The sequence below is a fragment of the Streptomyces sp. NPDC031497 genome (genome assembly GCF_055580905.1).
On record NZ_JBVIKO010000058.1, the window covers coordinates 1 to 10,308 of the forward strand.

10 protein-coding genes are annotated in these 10,308 nt (G+C 71.4%); 7 read left to right on the forward strand and 3 right to left on the reverse strand.

Annotation, left to right across the window (positions count from 1 at the left end; genetic code table 11):
* Positions 1–138: 138 nt before the first annotated feature.
* The 3 genes from ACZ5K7_RS48005 to ACZ5K7_RS48015 all read right to left on the reverse strand — a co-directional run bounded on the left by ACZ5K7_RS48005 (position 139) and on the right by ACZ5K7_RS48015 (position 1,566).
* Positions 139–366, reverse strand: a complete 228-nt coding sequence (locus tag ACZ5K7_RS48005; protein WP_046730492.1) for a DUF3107 domain-containing protein — start codon at positions 364–366, stop codon at positions 139–141.
* Between the two features lie 161 nt (positions 367–527).
* Positions 528–1,169: a TetR/AcrR family transcriptional regulator gene (locus ACZ5K7_RS48010; protein WP_351704753.1), complete on the reverse strand. Its 642-nt coding sequence runs from the start codon at positions 1,167–1,169 to the stop codon at positions 528–530.
* 166 nt (positions 1,170–1,335) lie between these two features.
* Complete coding sequence (locus ACZ5K7_RS48015; protein ID WP_351704755.1) at positions 1,336–1,566, reverse strand: hypothetical protein; 231 nt, start codon at positions 1,564–1,566, stop codon at positions 1,336–1,338.
* Between the two features lie 266 nt (positions 1,567–1,832).
* Between ACZ5K7_RS48015 and ACZ5K7_RS48020 the strand changes: the two genes are divergently transcribed.
* The 7 genes from ACZ5K7_RS48020 to ACZ5K7_RS48050 all read left to right on the forward strand — a co-directional run bounded on the left by ACZ5K7_RS48020 (position 1,833) and on the right by ACZ5K7_RS48050 (position 10,292).
* On the forward strand, positions 1,833–2,825 hold the full coding sequence (locus tag ACZ5K7_RS48020) for an alpha/beta fold hydrolase (protein ID WP_351704757.1): 993 nt from the start codon (positions 1,833–1,835) through the stop codon (positions 2,823–2,825).
* Positions 2,826–2,832: 7 nt separating this feature from the next.
* Complete coding sequence (locus ACZ5K7_RS48025; RefSeq protein ID WP_468924889.1) at positions 2,833–4,524, forward strand: DUF3152 domain-containing protein; 1,692 nt, start codon at positions 2,833–2,835, stop codon at positions 4,522–4,524.
* Positions 4,525–4,580: 56 nt separating this feature from the next.
* Complete coding sequence (locus ACZ5K7_RS48030) at positions 4,581–4,673, forward strand: Ms4533A family Cys-rich leader peptide (protein ID WP_351704763.1); 93 nt, start codon at positions 4,581–4,583, stop codon at positions 4,671–4,673.
* A gap of 166 nt (positions 4,674–4,839) precedes the next feature.
* Positions 4,840–6,558, forward strand: a complete 1,719-nt coding sequence (locus ACZ5K7_RS48035; RefSeq protein ID WP_468924892.1) for an ABC transporter substrate-binding protein — start codon at positions 4,840–4,842, stop codon at positions 6,556–6,558.
* 4 nt (positions 6,559–6,562) lie between these two features.
* Entirely contained in the window at positions 6,563–7,648 is a 1,086-nt protein-coding gene (locus ACZ5K7_RS48040) for an ABC transporter permease (RefSeq protein ID WP_468924894.1), read from the forward strand.
* Complete coding sequence (locus tag ACZ5K7_RS48045) at positions 7,645–8,643, forward strand: ABC transporter permease (protein ID WP_351704772.1); 999 nt, start codon at positions 7,645–7,647, stop codon at positions 8,641–8,643. The genes ACZ5K7_RS48040 and ACZ5K7_RS48045 overlap by 4 nt, the downstream gene beginning before the upstream one ends.
* Positions 8,640–10,292, forward strand: a complete 1,653-nt coding sequence (locus ACZ5K7_RS48050) for a dipeptide ABC transporter ATP-binding protein (protein WP_468924896.1) — start codon at positions 8,640–8,642, stop codon at positions 10,290–10,292. Before ACZ5K7_RS48045 ends, ACZ5K7_RS48050 begins: the two co-directional genes overlap by 4 nt.
* Positions 10,293–10,308: the final 16 nt, after the last annotated feature.

A 10,308-nucleotide genomic window follows, 5' to 3' on the forward strand; every position in this document is an offset into this window, starting at 1 on the left:
GGTAAAGAGGAGGAACGCATAGCAACCTGGAGCACTGTCCCCCCTTGCTGCAACCCCCCCACCACCCCCCCCCCCCCCCCCCCCCTCCCCCCCCCCCCCCCCCCCCCCCCCCCCCCCCCCCCCTCCGTGCTGCTGTGGCTAGACCGCGCTGAAGCCCACCTTGCGCACCGTCGGCTCGCCGAGCTCGATGTACGCCAGGCGGTCCGTCGGGACCAGCACCTTGCGGCCGCGCTCGTCCTCCAGGGACAGCACCTGCGACTTACCGGCGAGCGCGTCGGCGACGAGGCGCTCGACCTCCTCGGCGTTCAGACCGCTCTCCAGCACGATCTCGCGGGGCGCGTGCTGCACGCCGATCTTGACCTCCACGGCTATGTCCCTCCGACGGTCAGTGAAGTGCGCGACCTTCCGCGCCGTACGCAGCACACATTAGCCCGGTGAGGGGACGTACACGCTCCTGGCGTGCACGCCAGGAGCGAACAGCGAACGGGAATGCATGGACGATACCGGCGCGACGGGCCCGTGACGCCTCAGTGGTGGTCGATGCCGTGCAGCGGGAAGCCGGCGATGCCCCGCCAGGCCAGCGAGGCCAGCAGCTGTACCGCCTGGTCGCGCGGGACGCTGCGGTCGCTGTGCAGCCAGGAGCGCGCCACCACCTGGGCGAGGCCGCCGAGACCGGAGGCCAGCAGCATCGACTCGGCGCGCGAGAGGCCGGTGTCCTCGGCGATCACCTCGCAGATCGCCTCGGCGCACTCGTTGGTGACCTTGTCGACGCGCTCGCGCACCGCGGGCTCGTTCGTCAGGTCGGACTCGAAGACCAGGCGGAAGGCGCCGCCGTCGTCCTCGACGTACGCGAAGTACGCGTCCATGGTCGCCCGGACCCGCTGCTTGTTGTCGGTCGTCGACGCGAGCGCCCCGCGTACCGCCTGGATCAGGGCGTCGCAGTGCTGGTCCAGCAGGGCCAGGTAGAGGTCGAGCTTGCCCGGGAAGTGCTGGTAGAGCACCGGCTTGCTGACGCCGGCGCGTTCGGCGATGTCGTCCATCGCGGCCGCGTGGTACCCCTGCGCGACGAAAACTTCCTGGGCGGCGCCCAGCAACTGGTTCCGACGGGCACGGCGCGGCAGGCGCGTGCCCCGCGGGCGCGCCGCCTCTGTCTGCTCGATGGCTGTCACGCCGCCTCCCAAAATCGTCCACATGCGGATTACGCCGCCCGGCCATCGTACTTTTCGGTAACCGTGCTGTGCGCGGTGCGAGCGCAGAATTTCACGTACCGGACGGCGGCGAAAGCCGCACCGGGAAATGCGGACAGGCCAGGTAACCCCGCCGGAGCCTCCGCGGTCAGCGGTAGTCGTCCTCGTCGAGGGAGACGACGCGTGCCTGTTCGATGAGATCGGCCTCGTTCGCGCGGTCCTCGTCCACACCGGTGAGCGGGTCGTCACGGGACGGTGCGATGTCCGTGTGCTGCTCGGCTGCGTCGCCCTCCGGGGCCTCGACGTCGATTTCCGGGGCGTCCTGCGCCTCCGGCTCCAGTTCGTCGAGCACGTCGGGGTCGGTGGGGTCATAGGCCATGGTGGGCTCCCTTCCATCGAATGTCCCTGGCAGAAGCAGGGGGCCATAAACGGGTGCCCTCTTTATGAGCCTAGGAGACACCGGATGCGGACGCTATGCCATCGACGGCCGTTCGCCCGGGATGTCGCCGACGGCCGCACCCTCGCCCTCGACCTCGCCGACGGCTCGTCGGCGCACCTTCCGTGGCGCGGCGGGGCGGCTGGCCCGGGTGCCTCTGTGATGGCGAACACACGAATCACTGTGTGATCGTCTCGTAACATTGGCCCATGTCTTCGACCGACCTGCCGTCAGTGCCGCCCACGAGCGTGCTCCCGAAGGTGGCGGCCGTCAGAGTCGCGGAGGGTGAGCGGCTGCGGACGGTCGGGCTGCCCGGCGTGACCCTTACGGTCCGGTCCAGGCCGCCCGCGCGCACGGGCCTGCCGCCCGCGCTGTACGTCCACGGGCTCGGCGGCTCCTCGCAGAACTGGTCGGACCTGATGCAGCGGCTCGAAGGCGTCGTGGACGGCGAGGCGGTCGACCTGCCCGGCTTCGGCGACTCCCCGCCGCCGGACGACGGCGACTACTCGGTCACCGGGCACGCGCGCGCGGTCATCCGCTACCTCGACGCGGTCGGCCGCGGTCCGGTCCACCTCTTCGGCAACTCGCTCGGCGGCGCGGTCAGCACTCGCGTCGCCGCCGTCCGCCCCGACCTCGTCCGCACGCTCACGCTCATCTCGCCGGCCCTGCCCGAACTGCGGGTGCAGCGCACGGCGATGCCGACGGTGCTGCTCGGCCTGCCCGGCGTCGCCGGACTGCTCACCCGCGCGACCGGCAAGTGGACCGCCGAACAGCGGGTACGGGGCGTGCTGGCCCTCTGCTACGGCGATCCGGGCCAGGTCACGCCCGAGGCGTTCGAGTACGCGGTGGAGGAGCTGGAACGGCGTCTGCGGCTGCCGTACTTCTGGGACGCGATGGCGCGGTCCGCGCGCGGGATCGTCAACGCGTACACCCTGGGCGGGCAGCACGGGCTCTGGCGCCAGGCCGAGCGAGTCCTCGCCCCGACCCTGCTGATCTACGGCGGCCGCGACCAGCTCGTCGGCTACCGCATGGCACAGAGGGCCGCGCGCGCCTTCCGCCACTCCCGGCTGCTGTCCATGCCGGACGCCGGGCATGTGGCGATGATGGAGTACCCGGCGGCGGTGGCCGGGGCGTTCCGTGAACTCCTCCAGGATGCCGACGAGTTGGGCGCCGGTACGGTCGCGCCCGGCGCGGGGAGCTGAGGGGCGGGTGGGACGCCACAGCCGCCGCGGCCCGGCACCCAAGGGCGACACCGGCGACATAACCGGTATAGGTCCGAACCGGAACGGCGACCCGGGAGAGAGTGACCGCGGGGGCGCCGGGCCGGCAGTGCCGCGCCAGTCCGGCGGCACCCCTACGGGAGGGGCTCCGCGCCTGCCGGACGGCACGCCGGTGGGCGGGGTGCCGCGATTCGCGGCCGGTACGCCTGCCCGTGGTGTTCCGCGCTCCGCGGACCGCACGCCGGCTCAAGGGGTCCCGCGCCTGGCGGACGGCACGCCCGAGCGTGGGATGCCACGTCTTCCCGGCGGGGCGCCCGAGCAGGGGGCGCCCCGGTTCCCGGACGGCACGCCTGCCCACGGTGTGCGCCGGTACCCCGACGGCACCCCGGCCCACGGTGTTCCCCGCTTCCCGGACGGGACGCCTGCCCACGGTGTGCGCCGGTACCCCGACGGCACCCCGGCCCACGGTGTTCCCCGCTTCCCGGACGGGACGCCCGCCCATGGAGTCCCCCGGGTCCGAGGCGGTCACCCCCAGCAGCGGGAGACGGGCGGTGGCTGGGGTGAGGTGGGCGGGCAGGCCGGTGCCGCCGCCCCGGGGACGGCCGGGCCGTCGATACCCCGGCAGCGGCGCGGCGGGCCCGGTGGGCCCCGGCAGGACTACGTCGACGCCTTCGGCGAGGACGTCGACGTCTTCACGCGCCGCCCGGGCATCGGCGCCCAGCGCGCGGAAACGTATCCGCCCTCCTCCGGCCCGAGTGCGTCCCCGCTCGACTCCGACCCGCACACCTCCTCGCTCGCCTCCGAGCCGTACGGCGGCGATGACGATGACGACGCGCCGCCCACCGGTGAACCCGCGCAGCCCAAGGGCGGCAAGGGGCGGGCCTTCGTCGGTGTCGCGGCCGCCGCCGTCACCACCGTGCTCGCGGTGATCGTCGCCGGGCAGGTCGCCGACGGCGGCGACAGCGGCGTACGGTCCCAGTCGGCGGCCGGCGACGCGCGGGCCACCGACGGTTCCGCCTCGCGCGGCAACGGCCGTACGACCCCGTCCGCCACCGCCTCCGCCTCGCCGGGCGTGGCGACGCTCTCGTACGAGCAGGCGATGGGCGAGAAATACCCGCTCGGTGCCAAGCTGGCCGGGTCCGGGAAGTTCGACGCCGTGCCCGGGGTCGCCAAGGCGCCCGGCACGGGGCGGAAATACACCTACCGCGTCGATGTGGAGCAGGGGCTCGGGCTGGACGGCGAGCTGTTCGCCGCGGCCGTGCAGAAGACGCTCAACGACGACCGCAGCTGGGCCCACAACGGCGCCCGTACCTTCGAGCGCGTCTACTCCGGCAAGCCCGACTTCGTGATCACCCTCGCCAGCCCGGGAACCACCGCCGAGTGGTGCGCCAAGTCAGGCCTCGACACGACCGAGGACAACGTGTCGTGCGACTCGGCCGCCACCGAACGCGTCATGATCAACGCGTACCGGTGGGCGCAGGGCAGCACGACGTACGGCGACAAGATCCACGCCTACCGCCAGATGCTGATCAACCACGAGGTCGGCCACCGGCTCGGCTACGGCCATGTGACCTGCGACAAGGACGGCGAGCTGGCGCCGGTCATGCAGCAGCAGACCAAGTTCCTCGACCATGACGGCATCCACTGTCTGCCCAACCCCTGGCCGTTCCCGAAGAGTTGACAGGTGACTCATAGGCCACATTGACATGGGCAAAAAGTTCATACATATTTCTGGGCATGTCGCCCCGTCATGCCTCCCCGCGCGCCGCCATCGAGTTGGCGCTCATCGGCGTGACCGCGCTCTGCGTGGCCGACATCCACTGTCGCTGACCCTCGCCCCTGGGCGTTCGCGTCGCGATCTCTTTTTGTTTGCCGTGACTCGGTCACGGCTCTTTCGACGACCTGGCGCCCGGGCAGACGTCTGTTCACTTTCGTCTCACTCCTCGTCAATCTGTCTCGCCCATCGAGACTCGCCTTCCGAGAGGTCGTCATTCCGATGCGTCAACCGTCCGCCATAGCGCGCCGCATGGCCGTGGCATCCGTCAGCCTGGTCGTGGCAGCGGGAGCCGTCGCCTGCGGGCCGAAGGACAACGATGCCAAGGGCTCCAGTGGCGACTCCACGCCGCACAAAGGCGGCACGCTCACGGTCCTGAACTCCGACCCCCAGTCGGACTTCGACCCCGCCCGCCTCTACACCTCCGGCGGCGGAAACGTGCCCTCCCTGGTCTTCCGTACGCTCACCACCCGCAACCGCGCGAACGGCGCCGCCGGTGCCAAGGTCGTCCCCGACCTGGCCACCGACACCGGGCGGCCCAGCGAGAACGCGACCGTGTGGACGTACACCTTGAAGAAGGGCCTCAAGTACGAGGACGGGACCGCGATCACGTCCGCCGACATCAAGTACGGCATCGAGCGCTCCTTCGCCCCCGAACTCTCCGGCGGCGCGCCCTACCTGCGGGACTGGCTGGTGGGCGCGGCCGACTACCAGGGGCCGTACAAGGACAAGAAGGGGCTCTCGGCGATCGAGACGCCGGACAGCCGCACGATCGTCTTCCACCTGAACAAGCCCGAGGGCGAGTTCCCGTACCTGGCCACGCAGACGCAGTTCACGCCCGTCCCGAAGGCCAAGGACACGGGCACCAAGTACGAGGAGCACCCGGTCTCGTCCGGCCCCTACAAGGTCGTGAAGAACGAGAACGACGGCGAGCACCTGCTGCTGGAACGGAACACGTACTGGTCGTCGGCCGTCGACGACCAGCGCAAGGCCTACCCGGACAAGATCGACGTCAAGTCCGGGCTCGACTCCTCGGTGATCAACCAGCGGCTGTCGGCGTCCCAGGGGACGGACGCCGCCGCGGTCACCACGGACACCAACCTCGGCCCGGCCGAGCTCGCCAAGGTGACCGGCGACAAGGAACTCGCCTCGCGCGTCGGCACCGGACACTTCGGCTACACGAACTACATAGCGTTCAACCCGAAGGTCAAGCCGTTCGACAACCCCAAGGTGCGGCAGGCGATCTCGTACGCCGTCGACCGGTCGTCCGTGGTCAACGCGGCGGGCGGCAGCGCGCTGGCCGAGGCCGCCACCACCTACCTGCCCAACCAGAAGTCCTTCGGCTACACGCCGTACGACCTCTTCCCCGCGGGCGACACCGGCAACGCGGCCAAGGCCAAGGAACTGCTGAAGGAAGCGGGCTACCCGAACGGGCTCACCGTCACGCTGACCCACGACAACGCCCAGAACTTCAAGACCAGCCCCGAGATCGCGACCGCCATCCAGGACGCCCTCAAGAAGGCCGGCATCACGGTCAAGCTCCAGGGTCTGGAGGACAACAACTACTCCGACACGATCCACAACGTGAAGACCGAGCCGGGCTTCTTCCTCTCCGCGTGGGGTGCCGACTGGCCCTCCGGCGGTCCCTTCCTCGCCCCGATCTTCGACGGCCGGCAGATCGTCAAGGACGGCGCGAACTTCAACTCGGCCCAGCTCAATGATGCTTCGGTCAATGCCGAGATTGACGCGATCAACAAGTTGACCGACCTTGACGCGGCCGCCCAGCGGTGGGGCGCACTGGACAAGAAGATCGGCGCGCAGGCCCTGACCGTGCCGCTGTTCCACCCGGTCTACAAGCGCCTGGTCGGCAAGGACATCAAGAACGTCGTGATCAGCGACTGGACCGGTGTCCTGGACATCTCCCAGGTCGCGGTGAAGTAGCGCCGTGAGCGAGGCACTTCTCGCCGCCCAGGCCCCCGAGGCGCCCGCCTCGGGGGCCTCGGGGGCTCGTCAGTTCTGGCGGCGGCTGCGCACCCGGCGCGCCGCCCTCGTCGCGGCCGCCGTCGTCGCGCTGCTCGTCCTGGTCGCACTCGCGGCGCCGCTGCTCACCGCGCTGGAGGGCCAGGACCCGACCACCTACCACCCGTCCCTCATCGACTCCGCACGCGGCGGCGTCCCGATCGGCTCCTTCGGGGGCATCGGCGCCGACCACTGGCTGGGCGTGGAGCCGCAGACCGGGCGGGACCTCTTCGCCCGCCTGGTGTACGGCGCCCGGGTCTCCCTGGGGGTGGCGCTGGCGGCGACCGTGATCCAGGTCCTCCTGGGGCTCGTCATCGGGATGGCGGCCGCGCTCGGCAGTGGATGGGTTGATCAACTGTTGAGCCGGTTCACCGACATCTTCGTCGCGATGCCCTTGATGGTCATGGCGCTGGCGCTGCTCGCCATCGTCCCGCAGAGCTTCCCGCGGCCCGTCCTGGTCACCCTCGTCATCGGGTTCATCGCCTGGGGCAACATCGCGAAGATCGTGCGCGCCCAGACGCTCACCCTGAAGGGGCTCGACTATGTCGCCGCCGCGCGGCTCAGCGGCTGGGGCACCTGGCGCATCGCCCGCCGCGAACTCCTGCCGGGGCTGGCCGCGCCGGTCATCACGTACGCGTCCATCTTGATCCCGGTCAACATCAGCACCGAGGCGGCCCTGTCGTTCCTCGGCGTCGGCGTGAAGCCGCCGACGCCGTCCTGGGGGCAGATGCTCAGCGCCGCCGACGTCTGGTACCAGGCGGCCCCGCAGTACCTGCTGCTCCCGGCCGGCGCGCTCTTCGTGACCGTCCTCGCGCTCACCGTCCTCGGTGACGGCGTCCGCATCGCCCTCGACCCGCGCGCCGCGTCCCGGCTGAGCGTCGGCACGGGGCGCAAGCGGGAGGCCAGGGCCACCGGGTCCACGAGGCCCGGCGGGACCGCCGGCTCCGACAGGCCCGCCGGGTCCACCGGGTCCGCCGCGTCCGCCGCAGCCGCCGAGGAGGGGTCCGCATGAGCGGCTTCGGTGGGTTCCTGGTCCGCCGTGCCATCGGCATCGTCGTGACCCTGCTGGCCATCTCGGTGATCGTCTACGTCGTCTTCTACGCCACCCCCGGCAACGTCGCCCAGATCACCTGCGGCCTGCGCTGCTCCCCGGAGCAGGTGCACCAGGTGGCCCAGCAACTGCGCCTCGACGACCCCCTGTACGTGCGCTACTGGCACTTCCTGCTGGGCCTGCTCGTCGGCCAGGACTACTCGACCGGTACCTCCGTGGAGCACTGCTCCGCGCCCTGCCTCGGGCTCTCCTACCAGACCGACCAGCAGGTGCTGAGCATCATCCTCACCAAGCTCCCGGTCAGTCTGTCGCTCGTCCTCGGCGCGATGGTGCTCTGGCTCGTCCTGGGCGTCGGCACCGGCGTGCTCTCCGCCTGGCGGCGCGGCCGGTTCACCGAACGCGTCCTGACCGCCCTCACGCTGGCGGGCTGGGCCACCCCGGTCTTCGTCATCGGCCTCGTGCTGATGATCGTCGTCTGCGGAGAACTGCAACTGCTGCCCTTCCCGCAGTACGTCAACTTCACCGACGACCCCGAACAATGGGCGTGGAACCTGCTGCTGCCATGGCTGTCCCTGGCTCTCATCGAGGCCGCCTCGTTCGCCCGGCTGACCCGGTCGTCGATGCTGGAGACGCTGGCCGAGGACCACATCCGCACCTTCCGCGCGTACGGCGTCGGGGAACGGGCGATCGTCGGACGGCACGCCCTGCGCGGGGCGTTCGCGCCGGTCATCGCGCTGAACGCCAACAACGTCGGCTCGGCCGTCGGCGGCGCCGTGCTCACCGAGACGCTGTTCGGACTGCCCGGCATCGGCCAAGAGCTCGTCCACGCCGTCAACGTGGTCGACCTTCCCGTCGTCGTCGGAATGGTCCTGGTCATCGGCTTCTTCGTGGTCATCGCCAACGCCGTCGCGGACGTGCTGTACGCGGTGGCCGACCGACGGGTGGTACTGAAGTGAGTCTCGTCGAAGTCACTGATCTGACCGTCGAGTTCGGCGACCTGCGGGCCGTGGACGGTCTCTCCTTCAGCCTGGACGCGGGCGCCGCCCTGGCGCTGGTCGGCGAGTCCGGCTCCGGCAAGTCCACCGTCGCCTCGGCCCTGCTCGGACTGCACCGCGGTACGGGCGCGCGGGTCGGCGGCACGATCGAGGTCGCCGGCACCGACGTACTGGCCGCTTCCGACGAGGAACTGCGGCTGCTGCGCGGCGCGAAGGCGGCCATGGTCTTCCAGGACCCGCTGTCCTCCCTCGACCCGTACTACGCGATCGGCGACCAGATCGCCGAGGTGTACCGCATGCACACGCGCGTGTCGCGACGGGCCGCACGCGCGCGTGCCGTGGAGGTTCTGGACCGGGTGGGCATCCCGGACGCGCCCCGCCGGTCCCGGTCGCGCCCGCACGAGTTCAGCGGCGGCATGCGCCAGCGCGCGCTGATCGCCATGGCGCTCGCCTGCGAACCCGACCTGCTGATCGCCGACGAGCCCACCACCGCTCTCGACGTGACCGTCCAGGCCCAGATCCTGGACCTGCTGCACACCCTGCGCGAGGAGACGGGCATGGGCCTGCTGCTCGTCACGCACGATGTGGGCGTCGCCGCCGAGAGCGTCGAGCGGGTGCTCGTCATGCGGCACGGGCGTGTGGTCGAGCAGGGCCCGGTCGCCGCCGTGCTCGGGGCGCCCGCGCAGCCGTACACGCGCGAACTGCTCTCCGCCGTCCCGCGCCTGGACGCGGTGCGCGCGCCCTCACAGGCGACCCAGGAGGCCGTGCTGGAGGCGTCCGGCCTGCGGCGTGAATTCGGGCGCGGCAAGAGGGCGTTCGCGGCCGTGGACGACGTGTCGCTGACCGTCCACCGAGGTGAGACCCTCGGCATCGTCGGCGAGAGCGGCAGCGGCAAGACGACGCTCGGCCGGATGCTGGTCGGGCTGCTGGAGCCGACGGCGGGGGAGGTCCGCTACGAGGGGCACGCGCGCGTGGGCGTGCGGCCGGCCGTCCAGATGGTGTTCCAGGACCCGGTGTCGTCCCTCAACCCCCGGCGCAGCGTGGGCGAGTCGATAGCCGACCCGCTGCGCGCCGGGGGCGAACGGGACCAGGGGCGCATCCGGCGGCGCGTGATCGAACTGCTGGAGCGCGTGGGGCTCGAAGCGGCGCACTACGAGCGCTATCCGCACGAGTTCAGCGGTGGTCAGCGCCAGCGCGTGGGCATCGCGCGGGCGCTCGCGGCTGACCCGCGCGTCATCGTCTGCGACGAGCCGGTCTCCGCGCTGGACGTCACCACCCAGGCCCAGGTCGTCGCCCTGCTCGGCGAGCTCCAGCGCGAACTCGGCCTGGCGCTCGTCTTCGTCGCCCATGACCTCGCCGTCGTCCGCCAGGTCAGCGACCGGGTCGCGGTGATGCGCCGCGGCCGGATCGTCGAGACCGGACCCGCCGACGAGGTCTACGACAACCCTCAGGACCCGTACACCCGGCAACTGCTGGCCGCCGTACCCGCCCTCGACCCCGAGGCCGCGGGGGGGGGGGGGGGGGGGGGGGGAGGGGGGGGGGGGGGGGGGTGGGGGGAGGGGGGGGGGGGGGCGGGGGCGCCGATCAAATTGTCCAACGCAGCCTGGTAGTCGCCGTTCTCGTCCT

Excerpts from the sequence above, each read along its gene's own strand:
- ACZ5K7_RS48015 (WP_351704755.1), bottom strand. The coding sequence starts at position 1,566 with ATGGCCTATGACCCCACCGACCCCGACGTGCTCGACGAACTGGAGCCG.
- ACZ5K7_RS48020 (WP_351704757.1), top strand. The coding sequence starts at position 1,833 with ATGTCTTCGACCGACCTGCCGTCAGTGCCGCCCACGAGCGTGCTCCCG.
- ACZ5K7_RS48030 (WP_351704763.1), top strand. The coding sequence starts at position 4,581 with ATGTCGCCCCGTCATGCCTCCCCGCGCGCCGCCATCGAGTTGGCGCTC.
- ACZ5K7_RS48035 (WP_468924892.1), top strand. The coding sequence starts at position 4,840 with ATGCGTCAACCGTCCGCCATAGCGCGCCGCATGGCCGTGGCATCCGTC.
- ACZ5K7_RS48045 (WP_351704772.1), top strand. The coding sequence starts at position 7,645 with ATGAGCGGCTTCGGTGGGTTCCTGGTCCGCCGTGCCATCGGCATCGTC.